Genomic DNA, 24,365 nt, shown 5'->3' with positions numbered 1-24,365 from the left:
CGTGTCTCCTACGTGCTCGTACGTACTTGATGATCTTCGGGCGGCCGGGTGACGGCCGCCTACGAGGTTATACGCCCTGACTGACCGAGCTCATATTGAAATCGGGGACCCGCAGCGCCGGCATCGCGGCCCTGGTGAACCAGTCGCCCCACTCCCTGGGCAGCGTCTTCTCCGTGCGCCCCGCCTGCGAGGCCCGCCCCAGCAGATCCACCGGCGACTCGTTGAACCGGAAGTTGTTCACCTCACCGACCACCTCGCCGTGCTCGACGAGGTAGACGCCGTCCCGGGTCAGCCCGGTCAGCAGCAGCGTCGCCGGGTCGACCTCCCGGATGTACCAGAGGCAGGTCAGCAGCAGCCCGCGCTCGGTGCCCGCGACCATCTCGTCCAGGGACAGTCCGGGATCGCCGCCGTCCAGGATCAGGTTGCCGATCGCGGGCACGACCGGCAGGCCCGTCAGACCCGCGCTGTGCCGGGTGGTCGTCAGCCGGTGCAGCTCGCCCTCCCGGATCCAGTCGGTCGCCCCCACCGGGAGCCCGTTGTCGAACACCGACTGGTCGCCGCCCGAGGAGTGCGCGACCACGAACGGCGCGCTCTCCAGGCCCGGCTCGTGCGGGTCGCTGCGCAGGGTCAGCGGCAGCGCGCCGAGCCGCTCGCCGAGCCGGGTGCCGCCGGGCTTGGAGAACACCGTGCGCCCCTCGACCGCGTCCCGCCCGGAGGCCGACCAGTACTGGTAGATCAGCAGGTCCGCGACCGCGGTGGGCGGCAGCAGCGTCTCGTACCGCCCGGCGGGCAGTTCCACCCGCCGCCCGGCCCAGCCGAGCCGTACGGCCAGCTCGGCGTCGAGCGCCGCCGGGTCGACGTCCTTGAAGTCCCGCGTGGCCCGCCCCGCCCACGCCGACCGGGTCCGGTCCGGCGACTTGGCGTTCAGCTCCAGGGTCCCGTTCGGCTGGTCGTGCCGCAGCCTGAGGCCCGTCGACGTGCCGACGTACGTCGAGGTCATCTCGTGGTTCGCGAACCCGTACAGCTCCCGCCCGCCCGCCCGCGCGCGGGCGAACGCCTCCCCGAGCGCCGGCGCGAAGTCGGCGAACACCGCCGACGAGGTCTCGGCGGGCGCGTCGGTGAAGTCCGGCGCCACCGCCCCGCCCGTGACCAGCGGCTGCGCGTCCTCGGCGGGACCGGCACCCCGCGCGGCGGCCTCGGCGGCGCGCACCAGGGGCTCCAGCTCGTCCAGGGTCACCGCCGAGCGCGAGACGACCCCGGACGCCGTGCCCTGACGCCCGTCGACCGTGGCGACGACCGTCAGCGTGCGCCCGCGTGTGACGCCGTTGGTGGTGAGCGCGTTGCCCGCCCAGCGCAGGTTGGCGGTGGACTCCTCGTCGGCGATGACCACGCACCCGTCCGCCCGGGACAGCTCCAGCGCCCGCTCGACGATCTCGTGCGGCTTGCTGCTGCGGACGCTCATCGACCGGCCTCCTGCGTCGTGTTGAGGATGTTGACGCCCTTGAACAGGGCGGACGGGCAGCCGTGCGACACGGCCGCGACCTGGCCCGGCTGGGCCTTGCCGCAGTTGAAGGCACCGCCCAGGACGTAGGTCTGCGGACCGCCCACGGCGGCCATGGACCCCCAGAAGTCGGTGGTCGTCGCCTGGTACGCCACGTCCCGCAGCTGCCCGGCGAGCCGCCCGTTCTCGATCCGGAAGAACCGCTGACCGGTGAACTGGAAGTTGTAGCGCTGCATGTCGATGGACCAGGACCGGTCCCCGACGACGTAGATCCCGCGGTCGACGCCGCCGATCAGGTCCTCGGTCGACAACCCGCCGGGATCCGGCCGCAGCGACACGTTGGCCATGCGCTGGACCGGCACGTGGGCGGGGGAGTCGGCGTAGGCGCACCCGTTGGACCGCTCGAACCCGGTGAGCCTCGCGATCCGCCGGTCCAGCTGGTAGCCCACCAGCGTGCCGTCCTTCACCAGGTCCCAGGACTGGCCCTCGACCCCCTCGTCGTCGTACCCGACCGTCGCCAGCCCGTGCTCGGCGGTGCGGTCGCCGGTGACGTTCATCAGCTCGGAGCCGTAACGCAGCTTGCCGAGCTGGTCGAAGGTGGCGAAGGAGGTGCCGGCGTAGGCCGCCTCGTAGCCGAGGGCGCGGTCCAGTTCGGTGGCGTGGCCGATGGACTCGTGGATGGTCAGCCACAGGTTGGACGGGTCGACGACCAGGTCGTAGAGCCCGGCCTCGACGCTCGGCGCGCGCATCTTCTCCGCCAGCAGCTCCGGGATCTCGGCCAGCTCCGCGTCCCAGTCCCAGCCGGTCCCGGTCAGGTACTCCCAGCCGCGCCCCGCCGGCGGCGCCAGCGTGCGCATGGAGTCGAACTCACCGCTGGAGTCGTCCACGGAGACCGCGGTCAGCACCGGGTGCAGCCGCACCCGCTGCTGCGTCGTCACGGTCCCGGCGGTGTCGGCGTAGAACTTGTTCTCGTGCACGGTGAGCAGCGAGGCGTCCACGTGGTCGACCCCGTCGGCGGCCAGCAGCCGCGCGCTCCAGTCGGCCAGCAGCGCCGACTTCTCCGCGCCGGGCACGCCGAAGGGGTCGATGTCGTACGCCGAGACCCAGGTCCGGTCGGCGTGCACGGGCTCACCGGCCAGCTCGACCCGCTCGTCCGACCCGGCGGCCCTGATCACCTGCGCCGACAGCTTCGCCATCGCCACCGCCTGCGAGGCGACCCTGGCGGCGGCGTCCAGGGTGAGGTCCACACCGGACGCGAAGCCCCACGTACCGCCGTGGACCACCCGTACCGCGTACCCGAGGTCGGTGGTGTCCGAGGACCCGGCGGGCTTGGCGTCCCTGAGCCGCCAGGAGGCGCTGCGCACCCGCTCCAGGCGGAAGTCGGCGTGCTCCGCGCCGAGGGCACGCGCACGGGCGAGCGCGGCGTCGGCGAGGGCGCGTAGGGGGAGTGCCGTGAAGGCTTCGTCGATGCGGTGGGGCACCTGTGTCTCTTTCTGTCGACGTGACCGGTCGTCTGCCGCGACACCGGGGGCTGGGCCGCATCATGTCGCGTCGGCGGTCCGGCGACCACACCTTTCCCGCCGCGCCCGGCACCGGTTCTGTAGGGATCCGACAGACAGCCCCGTAAGCCACTGTGGGTGCCCGAGTCTCTGGGGGAGGCCGGGGACCGATAGGTTTTCGAGGAAGCCGCCTGCCGTCTCCGTCCGCCGTACGGGTGCCCGGGCGGGTGGAACGACCGTTAGGGAAAGGGTGATCCGTTGAGCCGCTCGGTTCTCGTCACCGGAGGAAACCGGGGCATCGGCCTCGCCATCGCCCGCGCTTTCGCCGACGCCGGCGACAAGGTCGCGATCACGTACCGCTCGGGAGAGCCGCCGGAGGGCTTCCTGGCCGTCAAGTGCGACATCACCGACAGCGAGCAGGTGGAGCAGGCCTACAAGGAGATCGAGGAGACCCACGGTCCCGTCGAGGTCCTGGTCGCCAACGCCGGCGTCACCAAGGACCAGCTCCTGATGCGCATGTCGGAGGAGGACTTCACCTCCGTCGTCGAGACCAACCTCACCGGCACCTTCCGCGTCGTCAAGCGCGCCAACCGCGCCATGCTGCGCGCCAAGAAGGGCCGCGTCGTGCTCATCTCGTCCGTGGTCGGGCTGCTCGGCTCGGCGGGGCAGGCGAACTACGCCGCCTCCAAGGCCGGTCTGGTCGGCTTCGCGCGCTCCCTCGCCCGTGAGCTGGGGTCGCGCAACATCACCTTCAACGTCGTGGCGCCCGGCTTCGTCGACACCGACATGACCAAGGTGCTCACCGACGAGCAGCGGGCCAACATCGTGTCGCAGGTGCCGCTGGGGCGGTACGCGCGGCCGGAGGAGATCGCCGCGACGGTGCGGTTCCTCGCCTCGGACGAGGCTTCGTACATCACTGGAGCCGTCATCCCCGTTGACGGCGGACTGGGAATGGGTCACTGATCACCATGAGCGGAATTCTCGAGGGCAAGCGCGTCCTGATCACCGGTGTGCTGATGGAGTCCTCCATCGCCTTCCACGCCGCGAAGCTGGCCCAGGAGCAGGGTGCCGAGATCATCCTGACCGCGTTCCCGCGGCCCACCCTGACCGAGCGCATCGCCCGGAAGCTGCCCAAGCCCACCAAGGTCATCGAGCTGGACGTCACCAACGACGAGCACCTCGCCCGGCTCGCCGACGTCGTGGGCGAGGAGCTGGGCGGCCTGGACGGCGTCGTGCACTCCATCGGCTTCGCCCCCCAGGACGCGCTCGGCGGCAACTTCCTGAACACGCCGTTCGAGTCGGTGGCGACGGCCATGCACGTCTCGGCGTACTCCCTGAAGTCGCTGACCATGGCCTGCCTGCCGCTGATGCAGAACGGCGGCTCGGTCGTCGGCCTCACCTTCGACGCCCAGTACGCCTGGCCGCAGTACGACTGGATGGGCCCGGCCAAGGCCGCGCTGGAGGCCACCAGCCGCTACATGGCCCGTGAGCTGGGCAAGCAGAACATCCGCTGCAACCTGGTCTCGGCGGGCCCGATCGGCTCCATGGCCGCCAAGTCCATCCCGGGCTTCTCGGAGCTCGCCTCCGTGTGGGACAGCCGTTCCCCGCTGGAGTGGGATCTGAAGGACCCGGAGCCGGCCGGCCGCGGCATCGTCGCGCTGCTGAGCGACTGGTTCCCGAAGACCACGGGCGAGATCGTCCACGTCGACGGCGGTCTGCACGCCATCGGCGCCTGACCGGACACCTCGCCACCGGACACCTCGCCGAGGGCCCGCGTCCCCCTGCGGGACGCGGGCCCTCGCGTCGTCGCGGTGCCGCGGAGGCGTCCGGCGACGCCTCGGGCCGGGCGCGGGTCAGCCGTCCGAGGGCGGATTGAGCAGCCCCGGACGGCACACGAAGGGATAGGCCGCGGCCTCCTCCGCCGCCGTCGCCGCGTCGCCCGCGCGGATCGCGTCCACCAGCCGGCCGTGGTCCATGTGCGTCGCCGGGGACATGCCCTCGCCCACGTCGCCCCGCAGCCAGTCCCGCAGCACCTCGCTCAGGTCCGCGTACATCGCGGTCAGCACGTCGTTGTGCGAGGCGGCCACGACCGCCAGGTGGAAGGTGGCGTCCGCCGCCACGAACGCCTCCGCCTCACCCGACTCCCAGGCCTCCTCCCGGCGCAGCAGCAGGGCGTCGATCTGCTTGAGGTCCTTCTCCGTGCGCCGCTCGGCGGCCAGGCGCGCGGCGGCCGACTCCAGCGTGGAACGCAGCTCCGCGATGTGCCGGGGCTCGGCGCCGGCGAAGCGGCGCTGCATGACGCCGGCCAGCTCGCTGGTCGCCACGACATACGTGCCCGAGCCCTGGCGGATGTCCAGCAGCCCGTTGTGCGCGAGCGCGCGGACCGCCTCACGGACCGTGTTCCGGGCGACGCCGAGCTGCTCGACCAGTTCGGGCTCCGTGGGGATGCGGGAGCCGACCGGCCACTCGCCCGAGGCGATCTGCTGCCGCAGCGCCGAGATGACCTGCTCGGACAGGGCCGAACGACGGGGATGGCTCAGTGGCATGGCTCACCTTCGCACACGGGTGGACGAGCGAGTGGACAACCAATCATCCCATGATTCTATGATGGGCCTCATGGCTAGTGACGAAGCGCGGACGGAGACACGTACGCAGGCGCGTGCCGAGCGGCACACGGAGAGCGGTGTGCGCGAGGTGCCCGGCGAGGCGCCCGCCACGCGCGCGTGGACGACGTGGACGACCCGGCTGCTCATCCTCGGCATCGTCCTGGCCGCGCTGAACCTGCGTCCCGCCATCACGAGCCTGGGCGCGCTCCTGGAAGAGGTCCGCGACGGGCTCGGCATGAGCGGCAGCATCGCCGGACTGCTCACCTCCGTGCCCCCGCTCTGCTTCGCCGTCTTCGGGGTCACCGCGCCCCGGCTGGCCCGCCGCTTCGGGCCCGGCGCGGTGGTCTGCGCCGGCATGGCCGCCATCGCCGTCGGCCTGCTGATACGCCCGTACGCCGGCGGCACGGGCGGCTTCCTCGCCGCCACCGCCCTGGCGCTGATGGGCATCGCGGTCAGCAACGTCCTGATGCCGGTCATCGTCAAGCGCTACTTCCCCGACCGCGTCGGTTCCATGACCGGCCTGTACTCGATGGCCCTGGCCTTCGGCACCTCCGTCGCCGCCGCGGCGACGGTGCCCGTGACGAACGCGCTGGGCGGCCACTGGCAGTCCGGTCTCGCGGTCTGGGCCGTGCTGCCGGCGCTCGCCGTCGTCCCGTGGCTGCCCTTCGTGCGGGACCGCAGGACGCCGGGCTCCACCGCCGCGCCGCGGCCGGAGAACGGACAGTCCGCCGAGAAGTCCGGGGAACAGCCGCCGCTGCGGATCACCCGCAGCCGTACGGCCTGGGCGCTCGCCGTCTTCTTCGGCCTCCAGGCCACCGCCGCCTACATCACGATGGGGTGGATGGCGCAGATCTTCCGTGACTCGGGCGTGTCCGCCGGCACCGCCGGCCTGCTGCTCGCCGTGATCATGGTGATGGGCGTGCCGCTCGCCTTCGTCATCCCGCGCGTGGCGACCCGCCTGCCCCACCAGGGCCCGATCGTGCTGGTCCTGGGCGTGTGCGGCCTCGCCGGATACGCCGGTCTGTACTTCGCCCCGGTCGGCGGCGCCTGGGCCTGGGCCCTGCTGCTGGGCGTCTCCAACTGCGCCTTCCCGCTCGCGCTGACCATGGTCGGCATGCGGGCCCGGACGGGAGCGGGCGTCGCCCAGTTGTCCGCGTTCGCGCAGAGCACCGGCTACCTGATCTCCATCCCGGGTCCGCTCCTGGTGGGCGTGCTCTACCAGCACAGTGGCGGCTGGGGACTGCCGATCGCGCTGATGAGCGCGCTGATGGTGCCGCAGATCGTGGTGGGCGTCCTGGCGGGACGCGACCGCACGGTGGAGGACGAGGCGGGCCGCTGAGCCCGGCGGGCGGACCGGCGGCCGACGCGCCGGGTCGCCGGAAGCGGTCCGGGAGGGGGATGCGAGACTTGCCGTATGCCAGTCCTCGATCCGAACCCCCAGCACGGCCAGAAGAAGATGCTGATCGTCTTCGGCGTCTTCCTCGCGATCTTCGTGATCATCGGCGTCATCGCGACGATCGCCTCTCCGTGACCCCGCTCCCGCCGCTGCCCCCGCCCGGGGGAGGGTGGGGTTAACCCCCCGTCCCCTAGGGGGCGAGGCTCAGGGTCAAGTGGGTGGACCTCCGGATGGGGCGGGCCCCGCGGATTCCGTACCGTCGAGATGTGCCCGCGACAGCGGGCCGAGGAGCACGGACCAGGCCCGAAGACCAGCGGAGGCACCCATGTCGGCCCCAACCCAGATCCGGCCCTCCCAGGCGACCCGGGGCGGCGTCGACATCCGGCTGCCCTGGTGGGCCCTGGCCCTGCCCGTGCTCGCCTTCGTCGCGCTGCTCCTGCTCATACTCAACCCCGCCGACGCCCAGGCGGCCGCCGGGCAGCCCGCGATCGCCCACCTGCTGGAGCAGGTGAAGCAGCTCGCCGCACGCTGAGCGCCGACCGCGTTCCGGCACGGGCGGCCCACGGCGGGTCCGCATGTCAACTCCCGGAGCCCCGTGGCCTGTTTCGTGCGAAGCTGGATGAATGAGCGTCGCAGAACCCCGCAGGATTGTTCTCTTCCGGCATGCGAAAGCCGACTGGCCACAGGTGAGCGACCACGAGCGGCCGCTCGCCGACCGGGGCCGCATGGAAGCCGCGGAGGCCGGGCGCCGGCTGGCGGATACCGGCGTGCCCTTCGACCAGGCCCTGTGCTCCACCTCGGTCCGGACCCGGGAGACCTGGAAGCTCGCCGTCCAGGAGTTCCCGCACCGGCCGAAGACCGTTTACGAGGAGCGGATCTACGAGGCCTCGCCCGGCGAACTGATCGCCGTGCTCAACGAAACCCCCGACGACCTGCGGAACGTGCTGGTGATCGGCCACAACCCGGGCATGGAGGCACTGACCGAGATCCTGGCCGGTTCCGCCGAGGACGGGGTCCGTGAACGGATCAACAACCGGGGCTTCCCGACCGCGGCCTTCGCCGTCCTGACCTTCACGGGGTCCTGGAAGGACGTGGAGCCCGGCCGGGCCACCCTGGCCGACTACTGGGCGCCGACCGACTGACCCGCGTCCACGGCACGGGGCCCGGGACCCTCGCGGTCCGGGCCCTCGCCGGGACTCTCGTCCAGCGTGTCCGCGGCCTCGACCTCCTCACGGGTGATGCCCAGCAGGTACAGCACCGTGTCCAGGAAGGGCACGTTCACGGCGGTGTGCGCCGCCTCGCGCACCACCGGCTTGGCGTTGAAGGCGACGCCCAGCCCGGCCGCGTTCAGCATGTCCAGGTCGTTGGCACCGTCACCGATCGCCACGGTCTGCGACAGCGGCACACCCGCTTCGGCGGCGAACCGGCGCAGCAGCCGTGCCTTGCCCGCCCGGTCCACGATCTCCCCGGTCACCCGGCCGGTCAGCCTGCCGTCGACGATCTCCAGCGTGTTGGCCTGCGCGAAGTCCAGCCCCAGCCGCTCCCGCAAGGCGTCGGTGACCTGCGTGAAGCCGCCGGAGACGACCCCCACCTGGTAGCCGAGCCGCTTGAGGGTGCGGATCAAGGTGCGGGCACCCGGCGTCAGCCGCACCTCGGCGCGCACCTTCTCCACCACCGAGGCGTCGAGGCCCGCCAGCAGGGCCACCCGGGCGTGCAGCGACTGCTCGAAGTCCAGCTCCCCGCGCATCGCGGCCGCCGTCACCTCGGCGACCTTGTCCTCGCAGCCGGCGTGCGCGGCGAACAGCTCGATGACCTCGTCCTGGATCAGCGTGGAGTCCACGTCCATCACGACCAGGCGCTGCGCCCGCCGGTGCAGTCCCGCCGCGACGACCGCGATGTCCACGCCGAGCGCCGCGGCCTCGGTGGCCAGCGCGGTGCGCAGCGGCTCGGTCTCCACCCCGGACACGGCGAACTCGACCGCCGTCACGGGGTACTTGGCCAGCCGGAAGATACGGTCGATGTTGCTGCCCGAGTCGGTGATCCGGGCCGCTATGGCGGCGGTCGCCTCCGCGGTCAGCGGGTGCCCCAGCACCGTCACCAGGGAGCGGCCGAGGCCGCGCGGCCGGTTGTCGCCGATGCCGGAGATGATCTCCGCCTGGAGTTTCAGCGACTCCGCCCAGCTGTGGACGGTCGCCCGGAGGTCGCCCTCCAGGCCACGGGGCGGCTCGGTCACGAGCGCGCACAGGACGATCCGGCCCCGGGTGACGACCTGCTCGATGTCGACGACGTCGACGGAGTAGGCGGCGAGGGTGTCGAACAGGCCGGCCGTGATGCCCGGCCGGTCCTTGCCGAAGATCTTGACGAGAAGCGTGGGAACGTCAGAGGTCTGCGTAGCGCTCATGGTGCTCCCACCGTATCCGGCGCCCGGCACCCCCCGCCTGCGAGGTCCGCCTGGCGGACAGCCCGCGCGGGGAGGGGGCACCGGGCGGCGCGCACGTCCCCCTCGCGCGGAATGCCACCCTCCGGGCAGGTTTCGGCCCTGCCGGGGGAGCGTCCCGGGGACGCCCGCGCAGTTCTTCACAAGGCCCGACTTTCGGTCAGGGGGGCGAGCCTGAAATAGTTCCCCCCGATGTTCGACATCCCTAGACTCCCCGCGACGGGAGCACATCGGGGGACAACTCAGTGGGGCATGGAGTGCCGGAACTCGTACTGGAATCCAATGGACGGACCTGGACGCTCGATCCGTCCCGGTCATACGCGCTAGGACGCGATCCGCAGGGGGAGCTTGTTTTCGACGATGCCAGGGTCTCCTGGCGGCATGCCACGATCAGTTTCAACGGCCGCAGTTGGGTCGTCGAGGACCACGGCAGCACCAACGGCACGTTCGTGCACGGACAGCGGGTCCAGCAGGTGGAGCTCGGCGCCGGCACGGTGCTGAACCTGGGCAACGCGACCGACGGACCGCGCGTGAGCCTCACCGGCGCCCAGGCCCCGGCCGGCCCGCCGCAGTCCCAGCCGCAGCAGCAGCCGTACGCCGCGCAGGGCGCGAACGCGGGCTGGGCCCAGCAGGCACCGCCGCAGCAGGTCCCGCAGCACGCCCAGCCGCCCCAGGCCCAGCAGGCCCAGCAGGCCGGCTGGCAGCAGCAGCCCCAGCAGGCCGCACCCCAGCCCCAGCAGGCCGCGCCGCACTTCCCCCGGCAGCAGGGACCCGGCGGCGCGGCGGGGGCGCCGCCGGTCCACGGGGACCGCAGCCCGACCACGTTCCACCAGTTCTCGCTCGGCCGCGTGATGCGCATCGGCCGCGCCCTGGAGAACGAACTGGTCGTCTCCGACCTGCAGGTCTCCCGCAACCACGCGGAGTTCCACTCGACGCCCGACGGGCGCATGGAGATCCGCGACCTGGGCTCGCACAACGGCACGTACGTCAACGGCCAGCCGATTCCCAAGGGCGGCACCCAGCTGCTCGGCCCGAGCGACGTCGTCGGTGTCGGCCACTCGACGTTCCGGATCGTCGGCGACCGGCTCGAGGAGTTCGTCGACACCGGTGAGGTCTCCTTCTCCGCCCGTCACCTGACCGTCACGGTCGACGGCGGCAAGCAGATCCTCAAGGACGTCTCGTTCGGCGTACCCGAGAAGTCGCTGATCGCGGTCATCGGTCCGTCGGGATCCGGCAAGTCGACCCTGCTCAAGGCGCTCACCGGCTACCGGCCCGCCGACCAGGGCGAGGTCCTCTACGACAACCGGAACCTGTACAAGCACTTCGCCGAGCTGCGCCAGCGCATCGGTCTGGTCCCGCAGGACGACATCCTGCACAAGGAGCTGACCGTCAAGCGGGCCCTGAAGTACGCGGCCAAGCTCCGCTTCCCGGCCGACACCACGGCCGCCGAGCGCGACGCCCGCATCGACGAGGTGCTGCGCGAGCTGAAGCTGGACATCCACAAGGACAAGAAGGTCACGTCCCTGTCCGGCGGCCAGCGCAAGCGCGTCTCCGTCGCCCTGGAGCTGCTGACCAAGCCCTCGCTGATCTTCCTGGACGAGCCGACCTCCGGTCTCGACCCGGGCATGGACCGCGACGTCATGCAGTTGCTGCGCGGCCTCGCCGACGACGGCCGCACCGTCCTCGTCGTCACCCACTCGGTGGCCGAGCTGGCGACCTGCGACAAACTGCTGGTGATGGCGCCGGGCGGTTCGGTGGCCTACTTCGGCCCGCCGGAGGAGGCGCTGAACTTCTTCGGCTACGACACCTGGGCCGATGTGTTCTCCGCCTTCGAGAACTACCGCGACTACGACTGGGCGGGCCGCTGGAAGGGCTCGCAGCACTACCAGATGTACGCCGCGGACCTGGACGCCGTCGCGCCGCAGTCCGTACAGGTGCCGCCGATGCAGGCGATGAAGCCGCCCAAGCCGCAGGGCTGGATGTCCCAGTTCGTCACGCTGGTGCGGCGCTACGTGTCGGTGATCGCCTCCGACAAGGGCTTCCTGGCCCTGATGGTGATCCTGCCGGCCGTGCTCGGCGCGGTGAGCCTGCTCATCGACGCGGACAAGGGTCTGCTGCCCAACCCCGCGAACCCGCAGACCGGCCGGATCATCCCCAACGGCACCGCCACCACGGTCCTGCTGATCCTCGCGGTCGGCGCGTGCTTCGCCGGCGCCGCGAACTCGGTCCGTGAGCTGATCAAGGAACGGGTGATCTACGAGCGGGAACGCGCGACCGGCCTGTCCCGGTCCGCGTACCTGATGTCCAAGGTCTTCGTGCTCGGCCTGATCACCGTGTTCCAGGGCCTGCTGGTCGGCGTGATCGGCTTCGCCACCCGCGAGATCCCGGAGGAGGGGCTGGTCCTCGGGGGGATGACGCTGCTCGAGCTGTCCCTGCCGATCATGGCGCTCGGCTTCACCTCGATGATGTTCGGCCTGATCATCTCCTCGCTGGTGAAGACCGCCGAGAAGACCATGCCGCTGCTGGTGATGTTCGCGATCATCCAGGTCGTCTTCACCGGGTGCCTCTTCGCCCTGAACGACGCCGTCGGCGTCAACCAGTTCTCGTACCTGATGCCCTCGCGCTGGGCGGTCGCGGCGGCCGGTGCCACGCTGGACTTCAACAAGATCAGCCCACCGGAGAAGGGGTCCGAGGCCGACCCGCTGTGGGAGCACACCGTGGGCGCCTGGGGCCTGGACATGGCCGCGCTGATCGTCCTCGGCGTGATCTGCGGCTTCTTCGTCGCCCGCTTCCTGCGCCGCCACGAGCCCGAGGTCATGCGCAAGTAGTCCGGCGGCCGAAGGCCCCGCACGCCCCGAAGGGCGGCACCCCGTCAGGAGGGTGCCGCCCTTCGGCGTTCGACTGTGCGTCGGCGTCGGTTCAGGCGTCGGCGTGGGCGTGAAGAGGTCCGCGCCGACCTCAGTACGCGCTGTCGACGTTGTCCATGGTGCCGTACTTGTCCGCGGCGTAGTTGCACGCGGCGACGATGTTGGCGACCGGGTCGTAGATGTTCTTCGAGGTGCCGGCCACGTGGTAGGCCTTGAACGTCGGCGGGATGACCTGGAGCAGGCCCTTCGACGGGATGCCGTTGATGGCGTTGATGTCCCAGTCGTTGATGGCCTTCGGGTTGCCGGAGGACTCCCGCATGATGTTGCGGTGGATGCCCTCGTAGGAGCCGGGGATGCCGTGCTTCTTCATGATGGCCCGGGCCTCGCGGATCCAGCCGTCGAGGTTGTTCGGGTAGGACTTCGGCGCGGCCTTCTTGACCTCGGTGCGCTGGGCGGACCGGCTGGTGGACTCCTTGGCCGCACGCTTGGCGGCGGCCTTCTCGGCGGCGGCCTTCTTCTCGGCGGTCGCCTTCTTCGCGGCCGCCTCCTGCTTGGCCTCGATCGCCGCGACCTTCTGGCTGGCGCCGGCGAGCTGGCCGGTGACGCCGGCGTGCACGTCCTGGATCTGCTGGGTGCTGTACGCCACCTTGGCCGTCGGAGCGGCCTCGCTCGTGGTCGTCTGACCGCTGGCCGGGACGGCGGTGAGGGCGACGGCGGCGGCGCCGAGCGTGCCGACACCGGCGATCGCGACCTTGTGCGTGCGGGTCAGGGAACGACTGCGACCACGGGGGAGGATGTTCTTGAGCATGGCGGGATAGACCTCTTCGAGTAGCGCGGAGGTCGCTCTCGTCCGGTGGGGACAGTTGGTGCTTCCGGCACAAACGCCGCGGGGGAGAACCCACGGCGCTGAGCGACGAGAGCAATTCTTAGCGGCCGCAAAATCCGGTGGCAAAGGTGTGACGTACGATCCGAGATAGTGGATCAGGGAACGGCAAAGCGGGGCAGATTGGACCATCTGCCCCGCTCAAAACGGACGAGTCGTTCTCCTACTCCCCTTCGTACGTGACGTGCGCCCTATGCCCGGGCTCACATCGGCCCTCCACCTTTCTCACTGCTAGTTGCTGGAGCAATGCAAAGTGTGAGTGGGTCGGCGCCGCCCCCTACGGCAGGAGGAGATGGACGTCCCCGAACTCGTGCCGCAGGTAGCGGTCCCGCACCGCCGCTTCGTACCCGCGGTCGACCGCCGCCCGCCCCGCCACCGCCTCCAGCATCAGCAGATGCGAGGCCTCGGGCTCGTGCAGCCCCGTCAGCAGACCCTCCACGACCCGCACCCCGCGCTCCGGGGTCACGACCAGATCGGTCCACCCGGCCCGCGCCCGCACGACCCCGTCGTCCCCGGCCGCCGACTCCACCGCCCGCACGGCCGTCGTCCCCACCGCCACCACCCGCCCGTCACCGGCGCGCACGGCGTTGATCAGCCGTGCCGACGCCTCCGGCACGGCGAACCGCTCCGGGTACGGCGGCTCGTGCGACTCCGCCGACGCCACCCCCGTGTGCAGCCTCACCGGCGCGAACTGCACCCCGCGGCTCACCAGCTCCGCCACCAGCCGCGCCGTGAAGGGCCGCGCCGCGCTCGGCATCTCCGCACTGCCCGTCCCGTCGTCCGACGGCAGCGCGAACACCGTCTGATAGACGGACAGCGGCTGGTCCCGCTCCGTATAGGAGTACCGAATGGGCCGCCCGTGCTCCCGCAGCAGCGCCGGCACCGCCACCCCCGACACCCGCGCCCACCACAACCGCTCCCCGCGCGCACTCAGCGGCTCCTCCAGCACCAGCCGGGCGCCACCCGGCAGCCGCACCCGCGTCCCCGCGAGGCCACCGCACCCGCGTCCCCTCACTCCCTCCGCTTCCTCCGCACGCGCGCGCGGGAGGCCCGTCACCGCACCCCGCGCGCGCGTGGTCCCTCTCCCGTCCGGCTCCCGCAGCTCCACCGCCCACCGGCCGTCGTCCCCCCGCGTGGAGAAGTGCACCACCACGCGCGCGTGCCCGGCCCGGCCGTCCACGGCGGCGGCCAGCGTGGGCGAGGTGTTCACCACCAGCAGATCACCGGCCCGCAGCAGCCCCGGCAGCTCCCCGAACGCGTGGTGCGACACCTCGGTGCCGCGCGACACCAGCAGCCGTACGCCGTCCCGGTCCAGGCCCGGCCCCCGCTGCTCCACCGGCACCCGGGCCGACAGCTCCTCCGGGACCCCGACCGCCGGCGCCCGCATCACCGCGCCTCCAGCAGCGCCGCGGCGCCGTAGCGCCCGCTCGCCGGCCGCTCGTCCAGCAGGCGCAGCAGCGCCGGCACGACACTCGCCGGCTCCGGCCGCGCACCGTCGTCGTCCGGTACGGCCGCGGCGTACAGGTCCGTGGCCATGTCCCCCGGATCGACCGCCCACACCCGCAGCCCCGGCTCCTCGGCACCCAGCACCGCCGCCAACTGGTCCAGGGCCGCCTTGGACGCCCCGTAACCGCCCCACGTCTCGTACGCCTCGGCGGCGGCGTCCGAGCTGACGGTCACCACCGTGCCCGCGGGAGCCGCCCGCAGCGCCGGCAGCGCCTCCCGGACCAGGCCGAGCGCGGCCACGACGTTCACCTCCAGGGCCCGCCGCAGCCCGTCCAGCGGCAGCTCCTCCAGCCTCACCAGCGGCTCGGCGCCCAGCGCGCTCGCATTGCTGACCAGCAGATCCACGCCGCCCAGCGCCCGGGCCTCGGTCACCAGCGCGGTGCGGTGCCAGGTGTCGGTGACGTCACCGGGCAACGCCGTCACGCGCGTCCCGTACGCCTCCAGCGCCCTCGCCGTCTCCTTCAGCACCCCGGCGTTCCGGGCGTCCAGCACCAGGTCCCACCCCCGCGCCGCCAGTGCCTCGGCGAGCGCCCGGCCCAGCCCCTTGGACGCCCCCGTGATGATCGCAACCGGCATGACACACGTCCCCTTCGTCGTCTCCGCCGTTCCGTTCGGCCGGCGTGATCCCAACGTAGGAACCGGGCCCCACCGGTCACCTCGGGCACGGGGCGGGACCGGGCAGGGCCCTTCGCCCTAGGCCCGACGGGCGGGACCCCGGACCTAGTCCCACCGCCCTAGGAGACGCCCGTCACCGGGCCGATCCCGCCCGCACCCCCCGTGGGTACCGTGAGGACATGAACCACGGCCCCCGGTCCGGCCTCACCGCGGTGAGTTCCGCGCTGCTGGCCATGAGCAGGCACCTCGAGGTGCGCGACGTCCTCAAGACGATCGTCGCCTCGGCCCGCGAGCTGCTCGACGCGCAGTACGCCGCCCTCGGCGTCCCCGACGACCACGGCGGCTTCGCCCAGTTCGTGGTCGACGGCGTCAGCGACGAGCAGTGGAAGGCCATCGGCCCGCTGCCCCGCCAGCACGGCATCCTCGCCGCCATGCTCCAGGAGGCCACCCCCGAGCGCCTCGGCGACGTCCGCAAGGACCCCCGCTTCGGGGGCTGGCCCTCCGCCCACCCCGAGCTGGTCGACTTCCTGGGCCTGCCCATCCGCGACGGCGACGAGGTGCTCGGGGCCCTGTTCCTCGCCAACAAGAACTGCGCGAAGCCCGCGGGCGGCTGCGGCTTCACCCAGGACGACGAGGAACTGCTCGGCATCCTCGCCCAGCACGCCGCGATCGCCCTCACCAACGCGCGCCTGTACGAGCGCAGCCGCGAGCTGACCATCGCCGAGGAGCGCTCCCGCCTCGCCCACGAGCTGCACGACGCGGTGAGCCAGAAGCTCTTCTCGCTGCGCCTGACCGCCCAGGCCGCCACCGCCCTGGTCGACCGCGACCCCGCGCGGGCCAAGGACGAGCTGCACCAGGTCGCCACCCTCGCCGCCGAGGCCGCCGACGAGCTGCGCGCCGCCGTCGTCGAGCTGCGCCCCGCCGCCCTGGAGGAGGACGGCCTCGTCGCCACCCTGCGCACCCAGATCCAGGTCCTCGACCGCGCCCACGGCGCCCGCGTCACCTTCACCGGCCGCGGCGTCAAGGCCCTGCCCGCCGCCCAGGAGGAGGCGATGCTGCGGGTGGCCCAGGAGGCCCTGCACAACGCCCTGCGCCACTCCGGGGCGGACCACGTCGAGGTGACCCTGCACCGGCGGGGCGCCGGAGCGGTCCTGCGGATCACCGACGACGGCAGCGGCTTCGACCCGCACACGGTCCGCCGCGCCGGACGCCACCTGGGCCTGGTCTCCATGCGCGACCGGGCCGGCGGCGCCGGCGGCCGGCTGACCGTGCGTTCCACGCCCGGCGAGGGCACCACGATCGAGATGGAGGTTCCCGGTGGCTGACGCAATCAAGGTGCTGCTCGTCGACGACCACCAGGTGGTCCGCCGGGGACTGCGCACCTTCCTGGAGGTCCAGGACGACATCGAGGTGGTCGGCGAGGCCGCCGACGGAGCCGAGGGCGTCGAGCGCGCCCAGGAGCTGAAGCCGGACGTGATCCTCATGGACGTCAAGATGCCGGGCATGGACGGCGTCGACGCACTGCGCAGACTCCGCGAGCTGGACAACCACGCGCGCGTGCTCGTCGTCACCAGCTTCACCGAGCAGCGCACCGTGGTCCCGGCCCTGCGCGCGGGCGCCGCCGGATACGTCTACAAGGACGTCGACCCCGACGCGCTGGCCGGCGCCATCCGCTCCGTGCACGCCGGGCACATCCTGCTCCAGCCCGAGGTCGCGGGTGCCCTGCTGAGCCAGGAGGAGAGCGGCTCCGGGCCGGGCAGGGCGGGCTCCCTCACCGAACGGGAGCGCGAGGTGCTGGGACTGATCGCCGACGGCCGCTCCAACCGGGAGATCGCCCGGGCGCTGATCCTCTCCGAGAAGACCGTGAAGACCCACGTCTCGAACATCCTGATGAAACTCGACCTCGCGGACCGCACCCAGGCCGCCCTGTGGGCCGTGCGTCACGGCGTCGCCGGCTGACCGGGGCCGACCGACCCGATACGCGGCGACCCGGCGGAGGGTTCCCCTCCGGTCGGAGATTCATACCGTCGTGGGAATGTCCCCCATATGGCGCATCCTTCGAGGGGTCCGGCCGTTCTCCAGTGCGTGCCGCGGCGACTGCCGCGGTGACCGCAAGGAGGGCTAGCAAGTGAAGAACCTGAAGAAGGCAGCGGCCGTGACGATGGTGGCCGGCGGGCTGATCGCCGCCGGCGCGGGCATGGCCTCCGCCACCGACGGCGGCGCCCACGCCCACGGCGAGGCCATCGCCTCCCCGGGCGTCGCCTCCGGCAACCTGGTCCAGGCGCCGATCCACATCCCAGTCAACGCCGTCGGCAACAGCGTCAACGTCATCGGCCTCCTGAACCCGGCCTTCGGCAACCTCGGCGTTAACCACTGACGCAGGCCACCCCCTCACCCGTGCCGCCCCGACAGCGGGGCCGCGTACCGCCCGAGCAGCGGGCAGTCGTGCCGCTGGGGCGGCACGGGTGGGCGCTGCGGCACCTCGCGGGCGCCGAGCAGCGCCCCCACGCCCGCACGCCCCCCACACATCTACACCGGGCACCCGCCAAGGCACGGCACCGTCACCGCGTCCCCCGCTCCACCACAACGGAGTTGTACGCCGCGACCTGCGCCCGCCGAGCCACCCGCTCCACCGGCCTGAGCGCATCCCCCCGCGCGGCCATCTCGGACGCGCTCACGGCACCCCCGTGCCCGTTCCCGGACGCCAGCGACACCAGCATCCCCACCCGCTGCGCCAGCTCCAGCACCCGCACCGCCCGCGGCGGATACCCCGGCGCCAGCACCTCGCGTCCGCGTTCCGCCCGCGCCCGGTAGGCGGCGACCGCCGCCTCCGCCACCGGCCCCGACCCGGCGACGTCCAACCGCGTCAGCGTCTCCGTCGCGTCCCGCAGCGCCTCCGCCAGCTCCCGCTCCGCCTCACCGAGCGAGGGCACGTCCGCCGGCGGCGCCTCCCGCACCGGCAGGCAGTGCCACACCACCTCGACGTGCACGTCGCCCTCGGGCCCCGCCTCGTACACCTCCGGCACCAGCCCCAGCGCGGCCCCCTCGCAGATCACCGCCTCCTCGGCCTCCAGCGCCCGCGCGTTGAACTCCGGCGGCCCGCTCAGCCCCAGCGGATGCCCCGGCGCGGGCAGCGCCACCCGCAGTCCGCGCGCCCCGAGCGCGCGCAGCCGCCCCAGCGCCAGCGTGAGACCGACCGGCCCGTCCTCACCCGGCAGACCCTCCACCCGGTGCACCGCGTCCTCGCCCACGATCGCGACCGCGGCGTCGTCCGGCGAGACCATGTGGGCAATAAGGGCATTTCCCCAGGCGGCAAGGCGCCCTGCGCGTGGTTCCGAGAGCATGCCCCCACCCTAAGGACCGGACCGATGGAACGGTGAAGCCGACCGGTGGCGTAGATTTCCTGGAGGGGCCTGCGCCCACCGGCGCCGCGGCCCGAGTCACAGGTGTACGCGACAGCCGAGACCGGCCACAATGCAAGGGGAGACAACGCGCTCATGAGCGATGTTCTGGAGCTTCAGGACGTATCCGTGGTCCGCGAGGGCCGGGCTCTGGTGGACCAGGTCTCCTGGTCGGTCAAGGAGGGCGAGCGCTGGGTCATCCTCGGCCCCAACGGCGCCGGCAAGACCACCCTCCTCAACGTCGCGTCCAGCTACGTCTACCCGAGCAACGGCACCGCCACCATCCTCGGCGAGACCCTCGGCAGGCCCGGTACCGACGTCTTCGAACTGCGCCCGCGCATCGGCGTCGCCGGCATCGCCATGGCCGACAAGCTACCCAAGCGCCAGACCGTCCTGCAGACCGTCCTGACCGCCGCGTACGGCATGACCGCCGGCTGGCAGGAGGAGTACGAGGACATCGACGAGCAGCGCGCCCGCGCCTTCCTCGACCGCCTCGGCATGACCGAGTACCTGGACCGCAGGTTCGGCACCCTCTCCGAGGGCGAGCGCAAGCGCACCCTGATCGCCCGCGCCCTGATGACCGACCCCGAACTGCTCCTTCTCGACGAGCCGGCCGCGGGCCTCGACCTCGGCGGCCGCGAGGACCTCGTCCGCCGACTCGGACGGCTCGCCCGCGACCCCATCGCACCCTCCATGATCATGGTGACCCACCACGTCGAGGAGATCGCCCCCGGCTTCACCCACGTCCTGATGATCCGTCAGGGCAAGGTCCTGGCCGCCGGCCCGCTGGAGCTCGAACTCACCTCCCGCAACCTGTCCCTCTGCTTCGGACTCCCGCTCATCGTCGAGCAGGCCGGGGACCGTTGGACCGCGAAGGGGCTCCCGCTGTCCTGACCCGCTCACCGTGCGCCCTGTCCCTCACGTCCCCAACGGACCTACCATGACGGCGTGAACGACATCGATGCATGGGTGTGGTGGCTCGTCGCCGCGGCAGCGCTCGGAATCCCGCTCGTCGTGACCGCGATGCCGGAGTTCGGGATGTTCGCCGTCGGCGCGGTCGCCGCCGCCGTCGCCTCCGGGCTGGGCGCGGGCGTGGTCGTCCAGGTCCTCGTCTTCGTCATCGTCTCGGTCGCGCTCATCGCCGTCGTACGACCCGTCGCCGCCCGGCACCGCGCCCGACAACCCGGACTGGCCTCGGGCATCGACGCGCTGAAGGGCAGACAGGCCGTCGTCACGGAACGGGTCGACGGCTCCGGCGGCCGGATCAAACTCGCCGGGGAGATCTGGTCGGCCCGCGCCCTGGACACCGGACGCTCCTTCGAACCCGGTGAGGAAGTGGACGTGGTGGAGATCGACGGGGCCACGGCCGTCGTCGTGTGACCCGTCGCGCCTCAAGTGGCCCGAACGGCCCCCGAGTCGCGCCACGGTCTGTCAGACTCGACCAGCAAGATCCTCAACAGCCGTAAGATCAGCAGTAGTCAGAGCCAGACAGCTCAACGGGATCTGCCGGAGCGCCGAGGCGGAGAAGGGGACGGACACCCACGATGGAACCGGTCATCATCGTCCTGATCATCCTGGTGGTGTTGGTCTTCATCGCCCTGATCAAGACCATCCAGGTCATTCCACAGGCCAGCGCCGCCATCGTCGAGCGCTTCGGCCGCTACACGCGGACCCTCAACGCGGGCCTCAACATCGTGGTCCCGTTCATCGACACCATCCGCAACCGCATCGACCTGCGCGAACAGGTCGTCCCCTTCCCGCCGCAGCCGGTCATCACCCAGGACAACCTGGTCGTCAACATCGACACCGTCATCTACTACCAGGTGACCGACGCCCGCGCCGCGACCTACGAGGTCGCCAGCTACATCCAGGCGATCGAGCAGCTCACGGTCACCACCCTGCGCAACATCATCGGCGGCATGGACCTGGAGCGGACCCTCACCTCCCGTGAGGAGATCAACGCGGCCCTGCGGGGAGTCCTCGACGAGGCCACCGGCAAGTGGGGCATCCGCGTCAACCGCGTCGAGCTCAAGGCCATCGAACCGCCCACCTCCATCCAGGACTCGATGGAGAAGCAGATGCGCGCCGACCGCGACAAGCGCGCCGCGATCCTCCAGGCCGAAGGTGTCCGGCAGTCCGAAATCCTGCGCGCCGAGGGCGAGAAGCAGTCCCAGATCCTGCGCGCCGAAGGTGAGGCCAAGGCCGCCGCCCTGCGCGCCGAGGGCGAGGCCCAGGCCGTCCGCACCGTCTTCGAGGCCATCCACGCCGGCGACCCGGACCAGAAGCTGCTCTCCTACCAGTACCTCCAGATGCTCCCGAAGATCGCCGAGGGCGACGCCAACAAGCTCTGGATCGTCCCCAGCGAAATCGGCGACGCCCTCAAGGGCCTCTCGGGCGCCATGGGCAACATCGGCGGCCTGGGCGGCGCCGGCGTCCCGCCCCAGGAACGCCGCGAGAAGCCGTCGATCGACTAGCGACCCGCGCCCGAGGGCGCGGTGTTCGACGGGGCCGTCACGCCGCGTCCAGCACCAACCACTCCGGCAACGCCGCGAAGTCGTCCCTGGCCAGCGCCAGCAACATCGCATCCGCGGGAGTCGGCTCGAACGGCTCCCGCAACAACGGCATCCCCGCCTGCTCCGGCGTCCGGTTCGCCTTGCGGTGATTGTCCTCCGCGCACGACGCCACCGTGTTCAGCCACGTGTCCTGACCGCCGTGCGACCGCGGCACCACGTGGTCGACGGTCGTCGCCCGTCGCCCGCAGTACGCGCACCGGTGCCGGTCCCGGACCAGCACACCCCGCCTGGACCACGGAGCGCGTCTTCGGAACGGCACCCTCACGTATTGGCACAGCCTGATCACCCGTGGCGCGGGTATGTCGAGCGCGGCTCCGCGCATCCGCAGGGAGGGGTGGGACTGTTCGACGACGGCCTTGTCCTGGAGCACCAGAACGACGGCTCGATTCAACGTCACCGTCGACAACGGCTCGAAGCTCGCGTTCAGCACCAGCGTGTCCCGCATACCAGCCCACCTCCCGTGCGCACCGGCCCACCCCCTGGCGGGCTGGGATCAACTCTGGCCGGGCACGCCGAGATGGACAACGCAATATCTGCTGCTCCACGAGGGCTGTCCCCCGCCACCCCTGGCAACAAAAATGCCCGCCCCTGATCCATTCCAAGACCAGGGGCGGGCAAACGTTCCATGAACGCTCGGAACGCTCAGCCTTCCGCGGGCACCTCGTACTCGCCGATCAACTGGGCCCGCGCGATCGTGTGGAACCGCAGGTTGAAGCCGACGAAGGCGGGAGTGGCCTCGGCGTCGGGACCGAGCTTCTCCTGGTCCACGGCGTACACCGTGAACACGTACCGGTGCGGGCCGTCCCCGGCCGGCGGCGCGGCACCGCCGAACTCCTTGCTGCCGTAGTCGTTGCGGGCCTGGACGGCACCCTGGGGCAGTCCCTCGAAAGCGCCGCTGCCGGCGCCCACCGGCAGCTCGGTGACCGAGGCCGGGATGTCGAACACCACCCAGTGCCAGAAGCCGCTGCCCGTCGGGGCGTCCGGGTCGTAGCACGTCACGGCGAAGCTCTTGGTCCCGGCCGGGAAGCCCTCCCACCGCAGGTGAGGGGAGGTGTTGCCGCCCGCGTAGACCTGAGCGTCCTTGAGCGTCCCGCCCTCCCGTACGTCCTCGCTCGTGACGGTGAACGACGGCACGGGCGGGTGGAAGTCATGGGGGAGCGGACGCCGCTTCAGCTCGGTCACCTCGGTACCTCCTGATGATCTGGTGCAGGGACGACCGAGCCTACGGGTATCCCGCCCCGATCCCTCAGAACCAGTTGCGCTTGCTGCCGACCTCCGCCAGCCACTGGTTGAGGTACGCCGCCCAGTCGGTGCCCTGGTACTCGTGCAGCCCCACCTGGAAGGAACGGAACGTGTCGCTGCCCTCGCTGAACAGCCCCGCCTTCTTGTCCATCTCCAGGACGACGTCCATCGCCTGCGCGTCGGCCACGAAGCTCAGCTCGACCTGGTTCAGCCCGCGGTACTGCTGCGGCGGGAAGAACTCGATCTCCTGGTAGAAGGGGAGCTGCTGCCGCGTACCCCGGATGTGGCCGCGCTCCATGTCCGCGTTCTTGAACCGGAAACCGAGCTGGATGAAGGCGTCCAGGATCGCCTTCTGCGCCGGGAGCGGGTGCACGTTGATCGGGTCCAGGTCCCCGGAGTCCACGGCACGCGCGATCTGCAGTTCCGTGGTGACGCCGATGTTCATCCCGCGCAGCGCCTGCCCGTCGATCATGGTGATCGGCGTCTCCCACGGGATCTCGAGGCCGAACGGCACCGCGTGCACGGCACCGGCCTGCAGCTCGAAGGCGCCCCCGAGCCGCACCTTGGTGAACTCGATGTCCTGCTTGTACTCCTGGTCGCCGCTCTCCACCTCGACCTTGGCCTGGAGCCCGACCGACAGCCCCTCGATCGCCTGCTCGACGGACCCTCCCTGGATCCGCACCTCGCCCTGGACGACACCCCCCGGAACGACGTTGACCTCATGCAGCTCGGTCTCCACCGAGGCCCCGCCGGCCCCCAGGCTCGCGAGCAGCTTCTTGAACGCCATGTCTCTCCCTCTCCAGGCTTACGTGTGGATCCTCGACCCATACAAACGCGATCCGGTCGTGGCCGGTTCCGCGCTCCGCACCCCGGCAAGGCGGCGGCTCTCCGGCCACCCCGCGCACGGTTGCGGCTGCGTTACGCTCGGACAGCATGATCGCGAGCCCTGACCGTACGCCCCTGCCCAGGGAATTCTTCGACCGACCCATTCTCGAGGTGGCTCCCGACCTGCTGGGCCGCATCCTGGTGCGCAACACCCCCGACGGCCCGATCGCCCTCCGCCTGACGGAGGTGGAGGCCTACGACGGTCAGAACGACCCCGGCTCCCACGCCTACCGAGGCCGCACCCCCCGCAACGAAGTGATGTTCGGCCCGCCCGGCCACGTGTACGTCTACTTCACCTACGGCATGTGGTTCTGCATGAACCTGGTGTGCGGCCCCGAGGGCCGCGCGAGCGCGGTGCTGCTCCGGGCCGGCGAGATCATCGAGGGCGCCGAACTGGCCCGGACCCGTCGGCTCTCCGCCCGCAATGACAAGGAATTGGCCAAAGGCCCGGCCCGTCTCGCCACCGCCCTGGGCGTCGACCGCGCGCTGAACGGCACGGACGCGTGCACCACCGAGGACACCCCGCTGCGCATCCTGACGGGCACCCCCGTACCCGGTGACCAGGTACGCAACGGCCCCCGGACCGGCGTGGCGGGCGAAGGGGGCGTCCATCCCTGGCGCTACTGGGTCGCCAACGACCCGACGGTCAGCCCCTACCGGGCCCACGTCCCGCGGAAGCGCCGAAGTTGACTCCCTTTGGGGAGACGCGTAACGTAGCCCGAGCCGCTTGACCCGGGTACGGCAATCGCCTGCAGCCGGAAGCGGCCAACCCACTACCTACCAACTCCCTCAGCGGGAAAGATTTCGGCATGTCCGCATGCCCGAATTCGAACTCGCGGGACTCGATTATGAGTCCCCGGAGAAATGGGCTAACGTAGTGAATGTCGAAAGGCCGACGAGCGAAAGCCGGAAGCCGACGGCAAAACCCGCCGACAGGGAATCAGATCGAAAAGG

25 protein-coding genes are annotated in these 24,365 nt (G+C 71.6%); 14 read left to right on the top strand and 11 right to left on the bottom strand.

Going from position 1 to position 24,365, the window contains the following annotated elements:
- Positions 1–67 precede the first annotated feature (67 nt).
- Together Sdi02f_RS30015 and Sdi02f_RS30010 are read right to left on the bottom strand one after the other, a co-directional pair.
- On the bottom strand, positions 68–1,462 hold the full coding sequence (locus Sdi02f_RS30015; RefSeq protein WP_108934359.1) for a metallopeptidase TldD-related protein: 1,395 nt from the start codon (positions 1,460–1,462) through the stop codon (positions 68–70).
- Complete coding sequence (locus Sdi02f_RS30010) at positions 1,459–2,982, bottom strand: TldD/PmbA family protein (protein ID WP_030404478.1); 1,524 nt, start codon at positions 2,980–2,982, stop codon at positions 1,459–1,461. Before Sdi02f_RS30010 ends, Sdi02f_RS30015 begins: the two co-directional genes overlap by 4 nt.
- Positions 2,983–3,258: 276 nt before the next feature.
- Between Sdi02f_RS30010 and fabG the strand changes: the two genes are divergently transcribed.
- Both fabG and fabI read left to right on the top strand, forming a co-directional pair.
- On the top strand, positions 3,259–3,963 hold the full coding sequence (fabG, locus tag Sdi02f_RS30005) for a 3-oxoacyl-[acyl-carrier-protein] reductase (RefSeq protein ID WP_030404479.1): 705 nt from the start codon (positions 3,259–3,261) through the stop codon (positions 3,961–3,963).
- Between the two features lie 5 nt (positions 3,964–3,968).
- Positions 3,969–4,736: an enoyl-ACP reductase FabI gene (fabI, locus tag Sdi02f_RS30000; protein WP_030404480.1), complete on the top strand. Its 768-nt coding sequence runs from the start codon at positions 3,969–3,971 to the stop codon at positions 4,734–4,736.
- Positions 4,737–4,853: 117 nt separating this feature from the next.
- Here fabI and Sdi02f_RS29995 read toward each other — a convergent pair whose 3' ends face one another.
- Positions 4,854–5,546: a FadR/GntR family transcriptional regulator gene (locus tag Sdi02f_RS29995; RefSeq protein WP_031087108.1), complete on the bottom strand. Its 693-nt coding sequence runs from the start codon at positions 5,544–5,546 to the stop codon at positions 4,854–4,856.
- Positions 5,547–5,604: 58 nt separating this feature from the next.
- Between Sdi02f_RS29995 and Sdi02f_RS29990 the strand changes: the two genes are divergently transcribed.
- The 4 genes from Sdi02f_RS29990 (at position 5,605) to Sdi02f_RS29975 (ending at position 8,144) form a co-directional block, all read left to right on the top strand.
- On the top strand, positions 5,605–6,945 hold the full coding sequence (locus Sdi02f_RS29990) for a CynX/NimT family MFS transporter (protein ID WP_174843416.1): 1,341 nt from the start codon (positions 5,605–5,607) through the stop codon (positions 6,943–6,945).
- 75 nt (positions 6,946–7,020) lie between these two features.
- Positions 7,021–7,137 carry an SGM_5486 family transporter-associated protein gene (locus Sdi02f_RS36775; protein ID WP_037800608.1) on the top strand — a complete coding sequence of 39 codons (117 nt, stop codon included), beginning with the start codon at positions 7,021–7,023 and terminating at the stop codon, positions 7,135–7,137.
- A gap of 190 nt (positions 7,138–7,327) precedes the next feature.
- Positions 7,328–7,534 (top strand): hypothetical protein, encoded by a 207-nt coding sequence (locus Sdi02f_RS29980; RefSeq protein WP_030404483.1) that lies wholly within the window; start codon positions 7,328–7,330, stop codon positions 7,532–7,534.
- Between the two features lie 91 nt (positions 7,535–7,625).
- Positions 7,626–8,144 carry a SixA phosphatase family protein gene (locus Sdi02f_RS29975; protein WP_031087111.1) on the top strand — a complete coding sequence of 173 codons (519 nt, stop codon included), beginning with the start codon at positions 7,626–7,628 and terminating at the stop codon, positions 8,142–8,144.
- Here the strand turns inward: Sdi02f_RS29975 and serB are convergent.
- Entirely contained in the window at positions 8,123–9,403 is a 1,281-nt protein-coding gene (gene serB / locus Sdi02f_RS29970) for a phosphoserine phosphatase SerB (protein WP_108934357.1), read from the bottom strand. The genes Sdi02f_RS29975 and serB overlap by 22 nt on opposite strands.
- A 293-nt stretch (positions 9,404–9,696) precedes the next feature.
- Here serB and Sdi02f_RS29965 point away from each other — a divergent pair, with 293 nt between their 5' ends.
- Entirely contained in the window at positions 9,697–12,267 is a 2,571-nt protein-coding gene (locus Sdi02f_RS29965) for an ABC transporter ATP-binding protein/permease (RefSeq protein ID WP_174843415.1), read from the top strand.
- A gap of 130 nt (positions 12,268–12,397) precedes the next feature.
- Here the strand turns inward: Sdi02f_RS29965 and Sdi02f_RS29960 are convergent, their stop codons facing one another.
- From Sdi02f_RS29960 to Sdi02f_RS29950, 3 genes are all read right to left on the bottom strand, one after another.
- The gene (locus Sdi02f_RS29960) at positions 12,398–13,114 is read right to left on the bottom strand and encodes a transglycosylase SLT domain-containing protein (RefSeq protein WP_030404487.1); all 717 of its coding nucleotides are present in this window, start codon (positions 13,112–13,114) and stop codon (positions 12,398–12,400) included.
- A gap of 352 nt (positions 13,115–13,466) precedes the next feature.
- Positions 13,467–14,576 carry an S-adenosylmethionine:tRNA ribosyltransferase-isomerase gene (locus Sdi02f_RS29955; RefSeq protein WP_108934355.1) on the bottom strand — a complete coding sequence of 370 codons (1,110 nt, stop codon included), beginning with the start codon at positions 14,574–14,576 and terminating at the stop codon, positions 13,467–13,469.
- Positions 14,576–15,271, bottom strand: a complete 696-nt coding sequence (locus Sdi02f_RS29950; RefSeq protein ID WP_030404489.1) for an SDR family NAD(P)-dependent oxidoreductase — start codon at positions 15,269–15,271, stop codon at positions 14,576–14,578. The genes Sdi02f_RS29955 and Sdi02f_RS29950 overlap by 1 nt, the downstream gene beginning before the upstream one ends.
- Before the next feature lie 218 nt (positions 15,272–15,489).
- Between Sdi02f_RS29950 and Sdi02f_RS29945 the strand changes: the two genes are divergently transcribed.
- The 3 genes from Sdi02f_RS29945 (at position 15,490) to chpE (ending at position 17,687) form a co-directional block, all read left to right on the top strand.
- On the top strand, positions 15,490–16,635 hold the full coding sequence (locus Sdi02f_RS29945; protein ID WP_030404490.1) for a GAF domain-containing sensor histidine kinase: 1,146 nt from the start codon (positions 15,490–15,492) through the stop codon (positions 16,633–16,635).
- On the top strand, positions 16,628–17,269 hold the full coding sequence (locus Sdi02f_RS29940) for a response regulator (RefSeq protein ID WP_030404491.1): 642 nt from the start codon (positions 16,628–16,630) through the stop codon (positions 17,267–17,269). The genes Sdi02f_RS29945 and Sdi02f_RS29940 overlap by 8 nt, the downstream gene beginning before the upstream one ends.
- 169 nt (positions 17,270–17,438) lie before the next feature.
- A complete protein-coding gene (chpE, locus tag Sdi02f_RS29935; protein WP_030404492.1) occupies positions 17,439–17,687 on the top strand; it encodes a chaplin ChpE in 249 nt (82 codons plus the stop codon).
- Between the two features lie 184 nt (positions 17,688–17,871).
- Here the strand turns inward: chpE and Sdi02f_RS29930 are convergent, their stop codons facing one another.
- Positions 17,872–18,654, bottom strand: coding sequence for an Rv1486c family protein (locus Sdi02f_RS29930; RefSeq protein WP_053638650.1), 783 nt, complete (start codon positions 18,652–18,654; stop codon positions 17,872–17,874).
- Between the two features lie 153 nt (positions 18,655–18,807).
- On the opposite strand from Sdi02f_RS29930, the gene Sdi02f_RS29925 reads away from it, so the two are divergent.
- The 3 genes from Sdi02f_RS29925 (at position 18,808) to Sdi02f_RS29915 (ending at position 21,185) form a co-directional block, all read left to right on the top strand.
- Positions 18,808–19,605, top strand: a complete 798-nt coding sequence (locus tag Sdi02f_RS29925; RefSeq protein WP_030404494.1) for an ABC transporter ATP-binding protein — start codon at positions 18,808–18,810, stop codon at positions 19,603–19,605.
- 54 nt (positions 19,606–19,659) lie between these two features.
- Positions 19,660–20,091 (top strand): NfeD family protein, encoded by a 432-nt coding sequence (locus tag Sdi02f_RS29920; RefSeq protein WP_030404495.1) that lies wholly within the window; start codon positions 19,660–19,662, stop codon positions 20,089–20,091.
- Between the two features lie 164 nt (positions 20,092–20,255).
- On the top strand, positions 20,256–21,185 hold the full coding sequence (locus Sdi02f_RS29915; RefSeq protein WP_030404496.1) for an SPFH domain-containing protein: 930 nt from the start codon (positions 20,256–20,258) through the stop codon (positions 21,183–21,185).
- A 37-nt stretch (positions 21,186–21,222) separates the two neighbouring features.
- Here the strand turns inward: Sdi02f_RS29915 and Sdi02f_RS29910 are convergent, their stop codons facing one another.
- From Sdi02f_RS29910 to Sdi02f_RS29900, 3 genes are all read right to left on the bottom strand, one after another.
- Positions 21,223–21,729, bottom strand: coding sequence for an HNH endonuclease (locus Sdi02f_RS29910; RefSeq protein ID WP_108934354.1), 507 nt, complete (start codon positions 21,727–21,729; stop codon positions 21,223–21,225).
- Positions 21,730–21,926: 197 nt separating this feature from the next.
- A complete protein-coding gene (locus Sdi02f_RS29905; protein WP_030404497.1) occupies positions 21,927–22,466 on the bottom strand; it encodes a YbhB/YbcL family Raf kinase inhibitor-like protein in 540 nt (179 codons plus the stop codon).
- A gap of 64 nt (positions 22,467–22,530) precedes the next feature.
- Entirely contained in the window at positions 22,531–23,313 is a 783-nt protein-coding gene (locus Sdi02f_RS29900) for a sporulation protein (RefSeq protein ID WP_030404498.1), read from the bottom strand.
- 146 nt (positions 23,314–23,459) lie between these two features.
- Between Sdi02f_RS29900 and Sdi02f_RS29895 the strand changes: the two genes are divergently transcribed.
- Positions 23,460–24,101: a DNA-3-methyladenine glycosylase gene (locus tag Sdi02f_RS29895; RefSeq protein ID WP_030404499.1), complete on the top strand. Its 642-nt coding sequence runs from the start codon at positions 23,460–23,462 to the stop codon at positions 24,099–24,101.
- Positions 24,102–24,365: the final 264 nt, after the last annotated feature.

Origin of the sequence: Streptomyces ardesiacus (assembly GCF_003112575.1) — a bacterium.
GTDB lineage: Bacteria > Actinomycetota > Actinomycetes > Streptomycetales > Streptomycetaceae > Streptomyces > Streptomyces ardesiacus.
Note: the sequence above shows the minus strand (reverse complement) of the source record. Positions and strands in the feature narration are given on the sequence as shown.